Annotated in this window: 13 protein-coding genes and 1 tRNA gene; 5 read left to right on the top strand and 9 right to left on the bottom strand. The window is 61.1% G+C overall.

Annotation, left to right across the window (positions count from 1 at the left end):
• Nucleotides 1-9: 9 nt before the first annotated feature.
• The 8 genes from ihfB to aroA form a co-directional block, all read right to left on the bottom strand.
• The gene (gene ihfB, locus BM399_RS01895; protein ID WP_092863431.1) at nt 10-306 is read right to left on the bottom strand and encodes an integration host factor subunit beta; all 297 of its coding nucleotides are present in this window, start codon (nt 304-306) and stop codon (nt 10-12) included.
• A 32-nt stretch (nt 307-338) separates the two neighbouring features.
• Nucleotides 339-1,304 carry a signal peptide peptidase SppA gene (sppA, locus tag BM399_RS01890; protein ID WP_092863427.1) on the bottom strand — a complete coding sequence of 322 codons (966 nt, stop codon included), beginning with the start codon at nt 1,302-1,304 and terminating at the stop codon, nt 339-341.
• Nucleotides 1,305-1,529: 225 nt separating this feature from the next.
• Complete coding sequence (rpsA, locus tag BM399_RS01885; protein WP_092863423.1) at nt 1,530-3,251, bottom strand: 30S ribosomal protein S1; 1,722 nt, start codon at nt 3,249-3,251, stop codon at nt 1,530-1,532.
• A 317-nt stretch (nt 3,252-3,568) separates the two neighbouring features.
• Nucleotides 3,569-5,329, bottom strand: a complete 1,761-nt coding sequence (lpdA, locus tag BM399_RS01880) for a dihydrolipoyl dehydrogenase (RefSeq protein ID WP_092863420.1) — start codon at nt 5,327-5,329, stop codon at nt 3,569-3,571.
• Nucleotides 5,330-5,338: 9 nt separating this feature from the next.
• Nucleotides 5,339-6,652 carry a 2-oxo acid dehydrogenase subunit E2 gene (locus BM399_RS01875; protein WP_092863418.1) on the bottom strand — a complete coding sequence of 438 codons (1,314 nt, stop codon included), beginning with the start codon at nt 6,650-6,652 and terminating at the stop codon, nt 5,339-5,341.
• An 18-nt stretch (nt 6,653-6,670) separates the two neighbouring features.
• Nucleotides 6,671-9,349, bottom strand: coding sequence for a pyruvate dehydrogenase (acetyl-transferring), homodimeric type (aceE, locus tag BM399_RS01870; RefSeq protein WP_092863415.1), 2,679 nt, complete (start codon nt 9,347-9,349; stop codon nt 6,671-6,673).
• Between the two features lie 244 nt (nt 9,350-9,593).
• A complete protein-coding gene (gene cmk, locus BM399_RS01865) occupies nt 9,594-10,223 on the bottom strand; it encodes a (d)CMP kinase (RefSeq protein WP_092863412.1) in 630 nt (209 codons plus the stop codon).
• A 64-nt stretch (nt 10,224-10,287) separates the two neighbouring features.
• A complete protein-coding gene (aroA, locus tag BM399_RS01860; RefSeq protein ID WP_092866131.1) occupies nt 10,288-11,631 on the bottom strand; it encodes a 3-phosphoshikimate 1-carboxyvinyltransferase in 1,344 nt (447 codons plus the stop codon).
• Nucleotides 11,632-11,865: 234 nt separating this feature from the next.
• Here aroA and BM399_RS01855 point away from each other — a divergent pair, with 234 nt between their 5' ends.
• The 5 genes from BM399_RS01855 (at nt 11,866) to BM399_RS01835 (ending at nt 16,768) form a co-directional block, all read left to right on the top strand.
• A complete protein-coding gene (locus BM399_RS01855) occupies nt 11,866-12,243 on the top strand; it encodes a TIGR02300 family protein (RefSeq protein WP_092863409.1) in 378 nt (125 codons plus the stop codon).
• A gap of 90 nt (nt 12,244-12,333) precedes the next feature.
• A tRNA-Ala gene (locus BM399_RS01850) sits at nt 12,334-12,409 on the top strand.
• Nucleotides 12,410-12,553: 144 nt separating this feature from the next.
• Nucleotides 12,554-14,605 (top strand): carbon starvation CstA family protein, encoded by a 2,052-nt coding sequence (locus BM399_RS01845; protein WP_092863406.1) that lies wholly within the window; start codon nt 12,554-12,556, stop codon nt 14,603-14,605.
• Between the two features lie 3 nt (nt 14,606-14,608).
• Entirely contained in the window at nt 14,609-14,824 is a 216-nt protein-coding gene (locus tag BM399_RS01840; RefSeq protein ID WP_092863403.1) for a YbdD/YjiX family protein, read from the top strand.
• A 123-nt stretch (nt 14,825-14,947) separates the two neighbouring features.
• A complete protein-coding gene (locus tag BM399_RS01835; RefSeq protein WP_092863400.1) occupies nt 14,948-16,768 on the top strand; it encodes an ABC-F family ATP-binding cassette domain-containing protein in 1,821 nt (606 codons plus the stop codon).
• A 76-nt stretch (nt 16,769-16,844) separates the two neighbouring features.
• On the opposite strand, the gene pqqA is transcribed toward BM399_RS01835, so the two are convergent.
• Nucleotides 16,845-16,934: a pyrroloquinoline quinone precursor peptide PqqA gene (gene pqqA, locus BM399_RS01830; RefSeq protein WP_045838205.1), complete on the bottom strand. Its 90-nt coding sequence runs from the start codon at nt 16,932-16,934 to the stop codon at nt 16,845-16,847.
• Between the last annotated feature and the right edge of the window lie 143 nt (nt 16,935-17,077).

Here is a 17,077-nt window from a genome sequence, read left to right as displayed (position 1 = left end):
CGGGTATCGTCAGTGTTTGCTGCCGTTAAGCTTATTCAACCGGTCGCGAAGTTCCTTGCCGGTTTTGAAGAACGGCACGAATTTCTCGGCGACGGCGACCGTGGTTCCCGTACGCGGATTTCTTCCCTGTCGTGACGCACGATGCTTGACCGTGAACGCACCGAAACCGCGAAGCTCGACGCGATCACCTCGCGATAAAGCATCGACAATTTCATCGAAAATTACGTTGACGATGCGTTCGACGTCACGATGGTAAAGATGCGGATTGGCAGTGGCAATCCGTTGCACCAGCTCCGATTTGATCACGTTTCGCTCCCAGCTTCGGCGACCATTTCTTCTTATTTTTCAGAAGGGTGCCAAACTGAGAGAAGACCGTCAAGTCCGAGCGTGGAAATCATCCGATCACGAAGCAAAAAATTTACGGCGTCCCCCGCTGCCGGTCCGAGCAACCAGCCCGCGATGCCGGCCGACATGCCGGCAAAGCCGTAACCGCCGCTGTTTCCGGGCTTCCAGTCGGTGACTTTCGCCGTTTGGGGAACGCTTTTCACGTCCTTGAGCCATTTGACCGCCTCGTCCTCGCCGCCGAGTTGATCGATCAACTTTGCATCAAGAGCCTCGCGGCCCGAGTAGATTCGGCCCTCCAGAAGCCCCGGAATATCGGCTGCTTTCACGCCCCGGCGCGTCTCGACCAGGCCGATGAACCATTTGAAGCCATCGGCCACCATGCCCTCGGCGACCTTCTTGCTGGCGTCGTCGAGCGGCTCGAACGGCGAGGGTGAAGCCTTCAGAGGGCCACTCTTAACCTCGTTCATTTTAACGCCGATCTTGTCCAGCAGCTGGACGACTTCAGGCCACTGCACGATGACGCCAACCGAGCCGGTAATCGTGTTGCCGCGAGCCACGATGTGATCCGAGGCAAGACCCGCAATGTAGGCGGCCGACGCCGCGACGGTGCCGAATTGCGCGACAACAGGCTTCTTTTTGGCGAGCGTACGGATACCTTCGAAGAGCGCCTCGCCCCCCGTTGTCGTGCCGCCGGGACTGTTAATGAACAAGAGAACGCCGGAGACGCTGTTATCGTCGGCGATGTCCTTCAGCATTTTGAGCTGATCGCGATCTTCCGTAATGGTGCCTTCGATTGTCACGCGGGCGATCTGTTTTTCGCCGGTAAGCGAAGCAAGCTTGTCGCCGCCGAATGCCAGCACGCCGATCGCGATAAGGAGACCGGCGAGCCCGGCGGCGCGCCAAATCGATACCGACCGGCGAAGCCGCCTGCGATCGAGAACCGTTTCCGTTTCAAGCATTGGGGGTGGTGCCCTTTCCGTCATCTCGCGGCAAGTCGAGCGGGAGGCTCGTCAGCGCGGATCGTTCTGGCGGCGAACGTAGGCAAGGTTGCGGCCGCGAGCAACGGGGAAGCCCGCGGCGTCTCGCCCAAAAGTTAAGGCGCGCAGCAGAGTCTGCCGCGCGCCTCCAATTTTTTAACGCTGACCGAGGCCGACCAAAGTCCGGCCGGAGCCTGGCCGGGCCGATTACTCGGCGTCTTCGGCGCCTTCGCGCTTCTTGATGGCGGCCTTGAAGATGTCGCCGAGCGAAGCGCCCGAGTCGGTCGAACCGTACTGAGCAACCGCCTGCTTTTCTTCAGCAAGCTCAAGCGCCTTGATCGAAACCGCGATACGGCGCGCTGCCTTGTCGACCGAGATGACGGCCGCGTCGACCTTGTCGCCGACGTTGAAGCGTTCCGGACGCTGCTCCGAGCGGTCACGCGAGAGATCGGCGCGCTTGATGAACGACGTCAACTCGCTGTCTGCGATCCTGACTTCGATACCAGCGTCGCTGACCGACGTGACCGTACCGGTGACGGCATCACCCTTCTTGTACTTCGCCATGGCGTCTGCCGGATCGCCCGACAGCTGCTTGACGCCGAGCGAAATGCGCTCCTTCGAGCCGTCGACATCGAGAACGATGGCTTTGACGTTGTCGCCCTTCTTGTAGTCCTTGATGACCTCGTCGCCGGCCTTCTGCCAGTCGAGGTCCGAAAGATGGACCATGCCGTCGATGCCGTTGTCGAGACCGATGAAGAGACCGAACTCGGTGATGTTGCGGATCGGACCTTCGACGACCGAGCCCTTCGGGTGCTGCGTCAGGAACGCATCCCACGGGTTCTCCTGCGTCTGCTTCAGGCCGAGCGAGATACGGCGCTTCTGCGGATCGACTTCGAGAACCTGAACTTCGACCTGCTGGCTCGTCGAGACGATCTTGCCAGGGTGCGTGTTCTTCTTCGTCCAGCTCATTTCCGAAACGTGGATCAGGCCTTCGACGCCCGGCTCCAGCTCAACGAACGCACCGTAATCGGCAATGTTCGTCACGGTGCCCTTGACGCGAGCGCCGACCGGATACTTGGCTTCGATCGCCGACCACGGGTCGGACTGAAGCTGCTTCATACCGAGCGAAATACGCTGCGTTTCCGGATTGATGCGGATGATCTGCACCTTCACCGTATCGCCGACGTTGAGGATTTCGGACGGATGGTTGACGCGGCGCCATGCCATGTCGGTAACGTGGAGAAGGCCGTCGATGCCGCCGAGATCGATGAACGCACCGTAATCGGTGATGTTCTTGACGAGGCCGTCGATGATCTGGCCTTCGGCGAGACGAGCAACGATTTCCGTCCTCTGCTCGGCGCGGCTCTCTTCGAGAACCGAGCGGCGCGAAACAACGATGTTGCCGCGACGGCGATCCATCTTCAGGATCTGGAACGGCTGCTGCTGATGCATCAGCGGTCCGATGTCGCGAACGGGGCGAATGTCGACCTGGCTGCCCGGAAGGAACGCAACGGCGCCGTCGAGGTCGACCGTGAAGCCGCCCTTGACCTTGTTGAAGATGACGCCTGTAACCTTCTCGCCCTTTTCGTAGAGGCGCTCGAGGCGGGTCCAGCTTTCTTCGCGGCGAGCCTTGTCGCGCGAGAGAACCGCTTCACCGAGCGCGTTCTCGACGCGCTCAAGGTACACTTCGACGGTGTCGCCGACTTTGAGGTCGCCCGGCTTGCCGCCGACGCCGAATTCTTTGAGTGCAACGCGGCCTTCCATTTTGAGGCCGACGTCGATGATCGCCATGTCTTTTTCGATGCCGACGATCTTGCCCTTTACAACGGAACCTTCGAACAGGTCATCCTTGGCAAGGCTCTCGGCGAGCAGCGCGGCAAAATCTTCGCGCGAGGGATTAAAATCTTTATTGGCAACTTCAGCGGACATTCGTTCTCCTTGATAACGACGTGGTGCCCGGCTCGGCGGCCGGGCGAGTTTGGGTTGATGTTTGAAGCGCCAATAGGCAGACCCGCGCGAACGCGATGCCTGGCTTGGTGGCGCGGATGTCTGGATGTGATGTCGCCGTGATGGGCCGCAGCCCTGCCGGTCAGAATTCGGGGGCCCCTATGGGGCGCCCAACCGGCTGATCTTCCTCTTGACCATCCGACAGCGACGTCGAATGGCGCTGATATAGCCAACCGCCCCCCCGAACGCAAGGCCCGCAAAGCCCCCGGATTGTATCCACGCCGTAAGACCTGCGCCCCTTAAACCCGGGCTCGGGGCGGTTTGGCGGGCATCAGGTCCGTACAGACCCCTTCAGCGACCTCGGCGGCCATGCCCACGGATTCCGACAGCGTCGGATGGGGATGGATCGTTTTCCCGATGTCGACGGCGTCCGCCCCCATTTCGATGGCGAGACAAATCTCGGAAATGAGATTTCCGGCTTCCGTGCCGACGATGGCCCCGCCGATGATCTGCTCCGTGCTCTCGTCGAATAGGAGTTTCGTAAAGCCCTCGTCCCGGGCGTTCGCGATGGCGCGCCCCGACGCCGCCCAGGGAAACACTGCTTTCTTATACGCGATGCCCAGCGCCTTAGCCTCCGTTTCAGTCAAACCTGCCCACGCAATCTCGGGGTCGGTGTAGGCGACCGACGGTATCTGGCGGGCATCGAAGAAACTCTTCTTCCCCGCCGCGTTCTCCGCCGCGACATGGCCCTGGTGGACGGCCTTATGCGCGAGCATCGGCTCATCCGCGATGTCGCCGATGGCGAATATGTTCTGAACGTTTGTCCGCATCTGCTTGTCGACCGGAATGAAGCCACGGTCGGTAACGCCGACACCCGCGTTACCCGCGCCAATCGCCTTGCCGTTCGGCGTCCGCCCGACAGCGACGAGCACCATCCCATAGCGTTGCGGTCCGGCCGGTGCATCCGCACCTTCAAAACTTACATAAATGCCGTCTGGCTTCGCTTCCGCCGCAACGACTTTAGTCTTGAGCATCACACGGTCGAAGCGGCGCGCATTGACCTTCTGCCAGACGTTGACGAGATCGCGATCGGCGCCGAGCATCAGACCGTCGAGCAACTCGACGACATCGAGCCGCGCGCCGAGCGTCGAATAGACCGTCGCCATCTCGAGGCCGATGATGCCGCCGCCGATGACAAGCATCTTGTCGGGAATTTGCGGAAGCTCGAGCGCCCCCGTCGAATCGACGATCCGCGGATCGGACGGCATGAACGGCAACGCCGCCGCTTCCGATCCGGCAGCGATGATGGCGTTTTCGAAACGCACCACCTCTTCGTGTCCGTCGTCGAACACCACGGTCATATGATGATCATCGACGAACGTTCCGGTCCCGCGCAGCGTGGTGACCTTGCGCGCCTTTGCAATCGACGCGAGCCCGCCCGTGAGCTTGCCGACGACGGCGTCTTTGAATGCTGCAAGCTTTTTCAGATCGATCTTCGGCGCGCCGAACGTAATGCCGTGTTTCCCCAACGCAGCCGCCTCGTCGATGACGAACGCCGTGTGCAGCAGCGCCTTCGATGGAATGCAGCCGACGTTCAGGCAAACGCCGCCGAGCGCCGGCCACCGATCGACGAGGATGGTCTTTGCGCCGAGATCGGCCGCACGAAAGGCTGCGGAATAACCGCCGGGCCCAGCGCCCAGCACCAGCACGTCGCACGAGTGATCTGCGTGGCCCGAATATTTTTCCGCTGGCGCGGCAGCAATCGGAGGCGCTTCCCTTTTCGGCGGCGCCTTCTCGGGCTCCGCTGGACTCTGTGCTCCCGCATCCGTTTCGAGCGTCAGTATCGGGCTTCCTTCGCTGACCTTGTCGCCGACCTTGATCAGAACCTCGACGACTTTTCCGCCTTCCGGAGCTGGCACATCGAACGAGGCCTTGTCGCTCTCGAGCGTAATGAGTGCGTCTTCGGCGACGATGGTTGCGCCCGCCTTCACGTGCACTTCGATGACGGGAACATCTTCGAAGTCGCCGAGAACCGGAACGCGAATTTCTTTTCTGCTCATGCCCGCGTCCTACAAGACCAGTTGGCGAACGTCGGCCAGCGCATCGCAGATCTTTCTCAAGAACCGCGCGGCAAGCGCGCCGTCGACCACGCGATGATCGTAAGAAAGACAGAGCGGCAGCATCAGCCTCGGCTGAAATGCAGAACCGTCCCACTGCGGCTTCATCTGAGCCCTGACCGCTCCAAGAATAGCGACTTCCGGCGCATTGACGATCGGCGTGAAGCCCGTGCCCCCGATTCCGCCGAGGCTCGATATCGAGAAGGTCGCGCCTGAAATGTCCGTTGGCGTGATCTTGCCATCGCGCATGCGGGCCGAAACGGCCGTCAGCTCCTGGCTCAATTCGAGGACGCCCTTGCGATCGACGTCGCGAATGACCGGAACGACGAGTCCGTCCGGTGTGTCGACCGCGACACCGATGTTGTAGTAGCGCTTGAGGATGAGCGCATCTTTGCCCGGCGCAAGAGACGAATTGACGTCCGGATATTCCTTCAGCGCCGACACCGAGGCTTTCAGCAGAAACGCGACAAGCGTCACGCGGTAATTCTTGCTCTTCGCCGTCGCGTCGAGATCCCGTCGATAAGCTTCGAGATCTGTGATGTCGGCTTCGTCGGAATTGGTGACATGCGGAACGTTCAACCAGGCCCGATGCAGGTTCGGCCCGGTCAGCCTTTTCAGCCGCGACATCGGCTTCGTTTCGACCGGCCCGTACTTCGAGAAATCCTGAGCCGGAATTTCCGGAATGCCCGTCATCTGCCCCGTGCCGGCGCCCGGCGCCGCCGCGGGCTGACTGCTCCGCGCGATATAGGCTTTGACATCATCCTTCGTGATGCGGCCCTTGTCGCCCGTCCCTTTGACCTGTCTCAGATCGACGTCGAGATCGCGCGCGATGCGCCGGACTGACGGGCTCGCGTAAACCGACCCGAAATCGCCGGGCGGCGGTATCGATCCCCCGTCTTTTGCTTCAGGGGCTGCTTCGACGGATTTGGGCTTATCGGGCGCACTCGGAGCCTTCGCAGCGGCCTCGGACTTACCGGACTTATTAGCACCCTTCGCGTTGCCAGACGGCGCTTCCGGCTTCGCATCGCCCGAAGTATCGAGCTTCACGATGGCGATGCCTTCGCTCACCTTGTCGCCGATGGAGACGAGAATTTCCGCCACCCGGCCTTGAAAGGGCGCAGGCACGTCCATCGCAGCCTTGTCGCTCTCGAGCGTGATCAACGGATCACCGATCTTCACTTCGTCGCCGGGCTTCACTTGAATTTCGACGACGGGCACATTCTCGAAATCACCGATGTTCGGCACCTTGACGTCGACGAGCGGCATGTATCGAACCTGTTCTGATCAGCTGTGCGCGGGATTGGCCTTATCGGGATCGATCCCGTATTTCGCGATCGCTTCGGCGACCTTGATCGACGGAATCTTGTTCTCGTCGGCAAGAGCCTTGAGGCTAGCAACCGTCACGAAATGCCGGTCGACCTCGAAGAAGTAGCGAAGCGTCCGGCGATAATCGGAACGTCCGAACCCATCCGTACCAAGAACCGAATACCGGTTCGGAACCGACGGCCGGACCTGATCGGCATAGAGCTTCATGTAATCGGTCGAGGCGATCACCGGTCCCTCGCCGCGCTCGGAGATCTTTTGCTTCACATAAGGAACACGCGGCGTCTCGGTCGGATGCAGCAGGTTCCAGCGCTCGACGTCATGCGCTTCTCGCGCAAGTTCCGTAAAGCTCGTCACGCTCCAGATATCGGCAGGCACGCCCCAGTCATCGCGCAAGAGATCGGCGGCCGCGATGACTTCGCGCAAGATCGCCCCTGAGCCCATCAGCTGAACTTTGTGGCCCGGCGCACCGTCGGGTGCTGCCCGGAACAAATACATCCCCTTGATGATGCCGTCCTCGACGCCCTCCGGCATCGGCGGATGCTCATAGTTCTCGTTCAGAAGCGTCAGATAGAAGAAGACATCTTCCTGATCCGTCAGCATGCGTTTCATGCCGTTCTGGATGATGACGGCGACCTCGTAGTTGAAAGTCGGATCGTACGAGATGCAGTTCGGCACCGTCGCCGAAATGAGATGGCTGTGGCCATCCTCGTGCTGCAAGCCCTCGCCGTTGAGCGTTGTACGCCCCGACGTGCCGCCGAGCAGAAAACCGCGGCAGCGCTCGTCGCCAGCAGCCCACGCAAGATCGCCGATGCGCTGAAAACCGAACATCGAATAGAAGATGTAGAACGGCACCATCGGCACATCCGACGTCGAATAGCTCGTCGCCGCAGCAATCCACGATGCCATCGCACCGGCCTCGTTGATGCCTTCCTGCAGCATCTGGCCGGACTTGTCTTCCTTGTAGAACATCAGCTGATCGGCATCCTCCGGCCGGTACAGCTGACCGACCTGACTGAAGATGCCGAACTGCCGGAACATGCCTTCCATGCCGAAGGTGCGGCTCTCGTCGGGCACGATCGGGACGATGCGCCGGCCAAGCTCCTTATCGCGCATCAGCGCCGTCAGAATTCGCACGAACGCCATCGTCGTCGAGATCTCGCGGCCTTCGGAGCCCTTGAGCTGTGACTCGAACAGCGAGAGCGGCGGTGCCTGAAGCGTTACCGATGATTTGCGCCGGCGTGACGGCAAATAACCACCGAGATTGCGCCGCATCTTGTGCAGGTACTCGTCCTCGGGCGAGCCTTTCGGCAATCGAATGAAAGGCACCTCGGCCAACTGCTCGTCGGACACCGGAACCTTGAAGCGATCGCGGAACTGACGAAGCGCATCGACATCCATCTTCTTCGATTGATGCGCGAGCATCTGGCCTTCGCCCGCCTGGCCCATGCCGTAACCCTTGACGGTCTTGGCCAGGATGCACGTTGGCTGGTCCTTGTGCTGCGTCGCCGCCGCGTATGCCGCGTAAACTTTCGACGTATCGTGCCCGCCGCGCGTCAAGCGCCAGATCTTCTCATCCGACCAGTCCTCGACGAGCGCCGCCGTTTCCGGATAGCGCCCGAAGAAGTGCTTGCGGATGAAGGCGCCGTCGCGCGACTTGAAGACCTGATATTCGCCGTCGACGCACTCTTCCATCAACTGTCGCAGTTTGCCGGTCGTATCGCGCGCCAGCAGCTCGTCCCATTGCGAGCCCCAGATCACCTTGAGAACGTTCCAGCCCGCGCCGCGGAAATTGCGCTCGAGCTCCTGGATGATCTTTCCGTTGCCGCGCACCGGCCCATCGAGCCGCTGCAAATTGCAATTCACGACGAAGATCAGGTTGTCGAGCTTCTCGCGGCCCGCGAGCGAAATCGCGCCGAGACTTTCCGGCTCGTCCATCTCGCCGTCGCCGCAGAAAACCCAAACCTTGCGATCTTCCGTATCGGCGAATCCCCGCGCGTGGAGATACTTGAGAAAGCGTGCCTGATAGATCGCCATCAACGGCCCGAGCCCCATCGAGACCGTGGGGAACTGCCAGAAATCCGGCATCAACCAAGGATGCGGATATGAGGGAAGCCCGCGCCCGCCGACTTCGCGCCGGAAATGCAGAAGCCGGTCCTCGTCGAGCCGCCCCTCCAAGAACGCGCGCGCATAGATCCCTGGCGACGAATGCCCTTGGATGAGAATGAGATCCCCGCCGTGACTTTCGGTCGGCGCATGCCAAAAGTGATTGAAGCCGGTTTCGTAGAGCGTCGATGCAGACTGGTAGCTCGCGATGTGACCACCGAGCTCCGTCGACTCTTTGTTCGCGCGTAGCACCAACGCGGCCGCGTTCCAGCGAATAGCCGCCGAGATCTTATGTTCGAGTTCGCGATTCCCCGGAAGCTTCGCTTCGTCGTCGACGCTGATGGTGTTGATGTAGGCGGTGCTCGATGCAAAAGGAATTGCCGCGCCGCTGGCCCTCGCCCGTTCGACGACTTCTTCCAGAATATTGTCGGCGCGTTCCGTTCCGCCATACGCGATAACGGACGATATCGAGTCCGTCCAATCGCGGATTTCCGGATCTTCCGGCTTCACAACCTTCTGCTCGTTCTTGCCCATGGCATCCCTTGTTCCCCGTTGTCGGAGAGACTCGTGAAACCCCGAAACGGCCGTGTCGGTTCGAACTGCCACTTACCGTAAATTGTTTAGCACAAACCTACGGGCGCCGCTGAGGCGTCTAGCAGTGAAAAATGGTTTATGACGCTTCGGTTGAGCGGTCGAGCCCGTGGATGGGCGGCAAACCTCGCCAGAGAGAGCGCACGACGCGGCGAACATCACCGCAAAGAGGCATAACGCCCCAATATCAGCACTTGTTGCTGGCGAGTTCGATCAATCGCAATGCCGCGGCGAATGCCTGATCTGCGTCCAATGCCGTCGTATCGAGATGAACCGCGTCGTCGGCGGCATGCATGGGGGCGGCGGAACGGCCCCTATCGCGCGCATCTCTCTTCCGGATATCGGCAAGAAGCTCGTCGTACGTGATGCTATCGCCTCGCGACTGGTGCTCCAAAAAGCGCCGCATCGCCCGGGCTTCGTCGGAAGCAGTCACGAAAATTTTCACCGGCGCGTCCGGACACACGACCGTGCCGATATCGCGGCCATCGAGAACGGCGCCGCCTGCCTGCCGGGCAAAAGCCCGTTGATATTCGAGCAGAGCCGCGCGCACCTCGGGAATTTTTGCCACGATCGATGCCGCATCACCGGCACGCGGTCCCCGCAACGCGGAGTCATCCAGGCTGTCGGCATTCACCGATTTAGCGGCGGCCGTCGCCGCCTGAACGTCTTCCAGATCACCGCCGGCTGCGAGGACGTCCCTCGCGACAGCGCGATAGAGAAGGCCGGTGTCCAGCCACGCCAAACCGAAATGAGCCGCAATACGCTTTGCGAGAGTGCCTTTGCCCGATGCGGCCGGACCATCGATCGCAATGATCAATTGCGTTCTCCCCGTTCCGGAATGACCCGGGTCACATTCTTGAGACGGAACACAAGCATCGCGGTCACCGGGCGACCGGCTCGTCATACCTCGCCCCGAGCGTCTCCATGAGCTGGCGAAACTCGGGGAAACTCGTCGCGATCATCGTCGAATCGTCCACGACGATCGGCTTGTCGCTCACGAGACCGGCCGTCAGAAACGCCATCGCGATCCGATGGTCGAGATGAGTTGCAACAACGCCGCCGCCCTTGAGGCCGCCGTTGCCGGTAACCGTCAAGCTGTCACCATCGACCCGCACGACCGCCCCATTGGCCTCCAAGCCTGCCGCCGTTGCCTGAAGCCGATCGCTCTCCTTGACCTTGAGCTCGGCCAGGCCGTCCATCTGCGTCTGCCCTTCGGCAAAGGCCGACATCGCCGCAAGCACCGGATATTCGTCGATCATCGACGGCGCGCGTTCTGCCGGCACGCGGACGCCCTTGAGACGCGAGGCGCGGATGCGAATGTCGGCAACCGGCTCGCCACCCTCCTCGCGCTCGTTGAGGAACGTGATATCGCCGCCCATTTCCTGCAGCGTTGTATAGAGGCCGATACGCGTCGGATTGGTCAGCACGCCCTCGATCGTGACATCGGAGCCCGGCACGAGCAACGCCGCAGCCGCGAGGAATGCCGCAGACGAAGGATCGCCGGGAACGTGAACATCCCGGCCCACGAGTTCGGCATGCCCCGTCACGGTGATGTGCGTATCGAGGCCTTTTGCTTCGGTTCGGACCGATGCACCGAAATGGCGCAGCATACGCTCCGTATGGTCGCGCGTTGGCTCGCGCTCGACGACGGTCGTTTCGCCCGCGGCGTGAAGCCCGGCGATAAGGACAGCGCTCTTCACCTGCGCCGAGGGCACCGGGAGCACATAGACGATCGGCGTCAGTTCGCTCGTACCCCTGAGGGTCAGCGGCAACTTCTCCTGACCGGGCTCGAGAACCTCGAGACCCATTTCCATGAGAGGAGCCAAAACCCGCCGCATCGGCCGCCGCGACAAAGAAGCGTCGCCCGTCATGACCACCGTCATCGAATGTCCCGCGACGACGCCCATCATCAGCCGTGCACCGGTGCCGGAATTGCCGAAATCGAGCGGCCCGTCCGGCGATCTGAGGCCACCGACGCCGCGGCCCTTGACCTCCCAAACGTCGCCACGCTTCTCAGCGAGCGCGCCGAGAGCATTTACCGCCTTAGCCGTGTTGATAACGTCCTCGGCTTCGAGAAGCCCCGTAATGCGGGTCGTACCGGTCGCCAGCGCCCCAAAAATCAGCGCCCGGTGCGAAATCGATTTATCGCCGGGAACCCGCACGCGGCCCTTGAGCGGTGCTGCCCGGAGCGATGAAAGCGGTTTCGGTGTGGCCGTAGTGTTCAAATCAACCTTCCAAACCGTTAGAAAATTGGGGGCATCGGGCACTTCGGCCTCGGTCGAAGCCCGGATAGACACTGGACCGCGACGCCCTGTCAACGGCACGCTCGAACGGGGGGCAAGACGCCGTCGGCGAGGGCCCTTGACGCAGTCCGGCCAGCTCCCACTTTTTCGTTTTGACAGGCAGCACCGCCTATGGCAGACGGGCTCCTTCAATTTCCGAGATGTCGAGGCACGATCATGGCGACCAAGCAAGCGCGAGGGACGAAGCGCACCTGTCAGAATTGCGACGAGCGCTTCTACGATCTCGGGCACGACCCAATCATCTGCCCCTTCTGCAATGCCAAATATGTGATCGCATCATCGCCCGCCGCACTGGCAGCCCTTCAGGCTGAGCAGCGCGACTTGGCAGCCAAGAAGGCGAAGAAGGTTGTGGCTGACGATGCCGACGGCGAATTGCCGGTCGTCGAGGGCGAAGAAGCTCTTGTCGACGTCGAAGCCGATGATGCAGGTGGCGGCGAAGACGACGAAACCTTCCTCGAGGAAGAGGAAGAAGAAGGCGGCGACGTTTCCAATATTATTGGTGGCCCGGCGGGCGAGGGCGACGAAGAGCCTTGATAAAGCTCTGAAACGTCCTTGCAGTTTCCTTCAAGACGACTTATCAGGCACGACTTCGGTGGGATCCAGCTCCACCGATTGGAATGGTTCGGGGCTATAGCTCAGCTGGGAGAGCGCTTGCATGGCATGCAAGAGGTCACCGGTTCGATCCCGGTTAGCTCCACCAATCCACTCTTGAGCCAATTTGGCTTGGCCGATTAGGCGCATCCCCCCGCGACCGCCGATACGGCTGTTCTCCTTCGCCTTTTTATGTAGTCTCCGTCCCCGAACCGATTTGCGAGCCATAATCGCGAACGATAGGGACGGAACGATGCTTAACTGGCGCTTAAATCTCACTTGGATTGCCGTCGCTGTACTCGGCGCGATCTCGCTTGCCATCGTTGCGCTATCGCGAGGCGAGACGATCAACGCCATCTGGCTCGTATCCGCCGCGATATGCTCCTACCTCCTCGCATACCGGTACTACAGCCGCTTCATCGCCGACCGCGTATTGCGCCTCGATCCCAAGCGACTGACCCCAGCCCAGCGCTTCAATGACGGGCTCGACTATTGCCCGACCGATAAAACCGTCCTCTTCGGCCACCACTTCGCAGCCATCGCCGGTGCAGGTCCGCTCGTCGGCCCCGTGCTCGCAGCGCAGATGGGATATCTGCCCGGAACGCTCTGGCTGATCTTCGGCGTGATTTTCGCCGGCGCCGTGCAGGATTTCATCATGCTTTGGGCCTCGACGCGTCGCGACGGGCGCTCCCTCGGCGAGATGATCCGCACCGAGCTTGGCAACACCGCCGGCACCATCGCGATGATCGGCGTCCTTCTCATCATGGTCATCTTGCTGGCGGTACTGGCGCTCGTCGTCGTCAAGGCCCTGAAGCAAAGCCCGTGGGCAACCTTCACCGTCATGATGACGATCCCGATTGCCGTCTTCATGGGTTTCTACGGCCGCTTCATTCGGCCCGGCCGAATCGCCGAGATGTCCCTGATCGGCTTTGGCTTGTTGATGCTGTCTTTGATCTTCGGCCGCCACGTTGCCGAAGATCCGACGCTCGGACCGATGTTCAACTATTCGGGCGAGCAGCTTTCGATGATGCTAATCGGCTATGGTTTCGTCGCCGCCGTGCTGCCGGTGTGGACGCTGCTCGCGCCGCGCGACTACCTGTCGACGTTCCTGAAAATCGGCACCATCGCGGGCCTGGCGATCGGCATCTTCTTCGTTCTGCCCGAACTCCGAATGCCGGCCGTTACGAAATTCATCGATGGAACCGGGCCGGTCTTCGCCGGCAACCTCTTCCCGTTCCTGTTCATCACCATCGCCTGCGGCGCGATCTCTGGTTTTCACTCGCTCGTCTCATCCGGAACGACGCCGAAGATGCTCGACAACGAGATCAACGCCCGCTTCATCGGCTATGGCGCGATGCTGATGGAAAGCTTCGTTGCCATCATGGCTTTGGTCGCGGCGTCGACGCTCGACCCGGGTCTCTACTTCGCGCTGAACAGCCCGGCAGCCCTGATCGGGACGACCCCGGAAACGGCCGCCGCGGCGATCACCAGTTGGGGCTTCGCCATCACCCCCGACGCGCTGAGGGAAACCGCAGCCCACGTCGGCGAGTCGACGATCCTCTCACGCACCGGCGGCGCGCCAACGCTTGCCGTCGGCATGGCCGAAATTCTCTCAAGCGCCATTGGCGGCAAAGCCATGATGGCGTTCTGGTATCACTTCGCCATTCTCTTCGAGGCGCTCTTCATTCTGACGACCATCGACGCCGGGACGCGCGTCGCCCGCTTCATGATCCAGGATCTGATGGGAACGGTAAGCCCGGCTTTGCGGGATACGCGCTCATGGACGGCAAACATCGGGGCAACAGCTATCGCCGTCGCCGGCTGGGGCTATTTCCTCTACCAGGGCGTCGTCGATCCCTTGGGCGGCATCAATACACTCTGGCCGCTATTCGGCATAGCGAACCAGATGCTCGCCTGCATCGCGCTGACGCTTTGCACCGTCATCCTCTTCAAGATGAAACGGCAGCGCTACGCTTGGGTGACGCTCGCGCCCGCCACGTGGGTCGGCATCTGCACGCTGACCGCCGGCTGGCAGAAGATCTTCAGCGAAAATCCGGCAATCGGCTTCCTGTCTCACGCGGCGAAATTCTCAAACTCGCTCGCCTCCGGCCAGGTCCTTGCACCCGCCAAATCGATCGAGGACATGCAGCGCATCGTCTTCAACGACTACCTGAACGCCACGCTGACGGGACTCTTGATCGCGCTTGTTGTCGCCATGGCGGGATTCGGCGTAGCGGCAGTGATGAAGGCCCTCGCCGACCCGAATGTTTCGGCTCGGGAGAGCGCTATGGTTGCGGCGGAGTGATGCATGCGGATATCCAGCACCAGCCTGCTGTTCAAGTTTGCAACCGGCGTCGCGAAGACCGCGCGGCTGATGGTCGGCGTGCCTGATTACGAAACCTACGTCGCCCATCGCCGCCGTGCTCACCCGGATGAACCCGTTATGAGCTACGAGGATTTCTTCCGCGAACGTCAGGCGAGCCGGTACGGCGAAGGCGGCGGCAAAATCAGCCGCTGCTGCTGACGGAACATCCGCGCCGGAGATTAGTGCGGCAAAACGCACCGTCCCGCGTTTGTTGGTAACGCTTGCTGCGCCCAACGACCGCAAGGATTGATCCGGCGCGCGTCCGCCGCTACGAGGGGCCTCATGGCTCCTCCTCTCATTACGCTCAAAGACATCAACCTGACCTTCGGCGGAACTCCGCTGCTCGAAGGCGCCGAGCTGACGGTCGCCGTCGGCGATCGCGTCTGCCTCGTCGGCCGCAACGGCTCCGGAAAATCGACCCTGCTGAAAATCGCAGCCGGACTGGTCGAACCGGATAGCGGCGAGCGGTTCGCCCACCCGAATGCAAGCATTCGATATCTTCGGCAAGAAGCCGATTTCACGGGCTTCAAAACCGTCCGTGAATATGTCGAGTCCGGCCTCGGCCCGACCGACGACCCCTATCAAGCCGACTACCTTCTGAGCGAACTCGGGCTCTCCGGCGACAGCGACCCCCAGCATCTCTCGGGCGGTGAAGCGCGGCGCGCGGGCCTCGCGCAGGCCATCGTATCGAAGCCCGACGTCCTTCTGCTCGACGAGCCGACAAACCATCTCGATCTCACCGCGATCGAATGGCTGGAATCGACGCTCCAGGCGTCACGCTCGGCGCTCCTCCTCATCAGTCACGACAGGCGGTTCCTCGAAACGCTGTCGCGCTCGACCGTATGGCTCGACCGGGGCAGGACGCGGCGCCTCGAACAGAGCTTTGCGGCATTCGAGGATTGGCGCGACAAGGTCCTCGAAGAGGAAGAAATCGAGCGCCATAAACTCGACCGCAAGATCGTCCGCGAAAATCAGTGGATGCATGGCGGCGTCACAGGCCGGCGGAAGCGAAACGTCCGCCGCGTGCGCGAGCTGAGGGCCATGCGCCAAGAGGTGCGCGAGCAGCGCCATACCGTCGGCACGGTCCGCCTGGATGCTTCGGAAGGCAGTCTCTCCGGCAAGCTCGTCGTCGAAGCCACCGGCATCTCCAAAGCCTATGGCGAAACCGATATCGTCTCGAACCTCGATCTCCGCATCATGCGGCACGACCGGCTCGGCATCGTCGGCCCGAACGGCGCCGGCAAGACGACGCTGATCAAGTTGATGACGGGAGAAATAGCCCCCGACAGCGGCAACATCCGTCACGGCGCCAATCTCGAAATCGTGGCGCTCGACCAGAAGCGCGACGAGCTCAATCCCAATTGGACGGTTTCCGACGCCCTGACAGGCGGACGCGGCGATCAGGTCATCATCAATGGCAAGGCGCGGCATGTCGCGAGTTACATGCAGGACTTCCTCTTTCTTCCCGAACAGCGGCTGTCGCCGATCCGTGTTCTGTCAGGTGGAGAACGGGCGCGCTTGATGCTCGCGCGAGCGCTGGCCAAGCCATCGAACGTGCTCATTCTCGACGAGCCGACGAACGATCTCGATCTCGAAACGCTTGATCTCTTGCAGGAGCTTCTTTCGGATTACGCAGGCACTATTCTGCTCGTCAGCCACGACCGCGATTTCCTCGATCGCATCGTAACAAGCGTATTGGCACCCGACGGCGACGGCCATTGGACCGAATATGCCGGCGGATATTCCGATATGCTCGCCCAGCGCAAAGGCGAGGGTCTGAAAAAGAAATCGCAATTGAATTCCGCCGGAGCATCCCGCAAAGCCACGGCAGACTCGAATGCAGCGGCAGCTCCCGCGAAACAGAAACTTTCCTTCAAGGATAAGCACGCGCTTACGACGCTTCCCCAGGAGATGGCGAAACTCGAAGAAGAGATCCAGCTGATCGCCGCAAAGCTCGCCGACGCAGATCTCTTCACGCGTGACCGCCCGGCGTTCGATAAAGCGAGCGAACGGTTGGCGCAGGCGCAGCTTCAGCTCGAAACGGCTGAAACGCGTTGGCTGGAACTTGAGGAAAAGCGTGAGGCGATCGAAAGCCTCGGGTGACGCAATAAAAAAAAGCGACGACCGAGAGACTCGGCCGCCGCTTAACAGTTCGACCCTAAGGCCGACCCCATCCGAATTAGATGAGATCGATCTCAGCCGGCAGATAGCTGGTCACTTCGAGACCAACTTCCTGCTCACGAACTTCAGGCTTCGACCACGTCTTCATGGTTTCCTCCAAGAGTGGGTTGTCCACGCTTAACGGGCATGTACCTATGCTTGCTGGGTAATAAGTGCCAATCGTATTTACAATGACCACTCATAAGCCAGCCTAATAACAATATAACACTTCGCAAATGCGAAAGGTTATAA

It is taken from the genome of Hyphomicrobium facile (assembly GCF_900116175.1).
GTDB lineage: Bacteria > Pseudomonadota > Alphaproteobacteria > Rhizobiales > Hyphomicrobiaceae > Hyphomicrobium_B > Hyphomicrobium_B facile.
This window is presented reverse-complemented; position numbering and strand designations above follow the sequence as displayed.

What these genes read in the sequence shown, in the direction of transcription:
- sppA (WP_092863427.1), bottom strand. Translation starts at nt 1,304, where the DNA reads ATGCTTGAAACGGAAACGGTTCTCGATCGCAGGCGGCTTCGCCGGTCG.
- rpsA (WP_092863423.1), bottom strand. Translation starts at nt 3,251, where the DNA reads ATGTCCGCTGAAGTTGCCAATAAAGATTTTAATCCCTCGCGCGAAGAT.
- lpdA (WP_092863420.1), bottom strand. Translation starts at nt 5,329, where the DNA reads ATGAGCAGAAAAGAAATTCGCGTTCCGGTTCTCGGCGACTTCGAAGAT.
- BM399_RS01875 (WP_092863418.1), bottom strand. Translation starts at nt 6,652, where the DNA reads ATGCCGCTCGTCGACGTCAAGGTGCCGAACATCGGTGATTTCGAGAAT.
- aceE (WP_092863415.1), bottom strand. Translation starts at nt 9,349, where the DNA reads ATGGGCAAGAACGAGCAGAAGGTTGTGAAGCCGGAAGATCCGGAAATC.
- BM399_RS01855 (WP_092863409.1), top strand. Translation starts at nt 11,866, where the DNA reads ATGGCGACCAAGCAAGCGCGAGGGACGAAGCGCACCTGTCAGAATTGC.
- BM399_RS01845 (WP_092863406.1), top strand. Translation starts at nt 12,554, where the DNA reads ATGCTTAACTGGCGCTTAAATCTCACTTGGATTGCCGTCGCTGTACTC.
- BM399_RS01840 (WP_092863403.1), top strand. Translation starts at nt 14,609, where the DNA reads ATGCGGATATCCAGCACCAGCCTGCTGTTCAAGTTTGCAACCGGCGTC.
- BM399_RS01835 (WP_092863400.1), top strand. Translation starts at nt 14,948, where the DNA reads ATGGCTCCTCCTCTCATTACGCTCAAAGACATCAACCTGACCTTCGGC.
- pqqA (WP_045838205.1), bottom strand. Translation starts at nt 16,934, where the DNA reads ATGAAGACGTGGTCGAAGCCTGAAGTTCGTGAGCAGGAAGTTGGTCTC.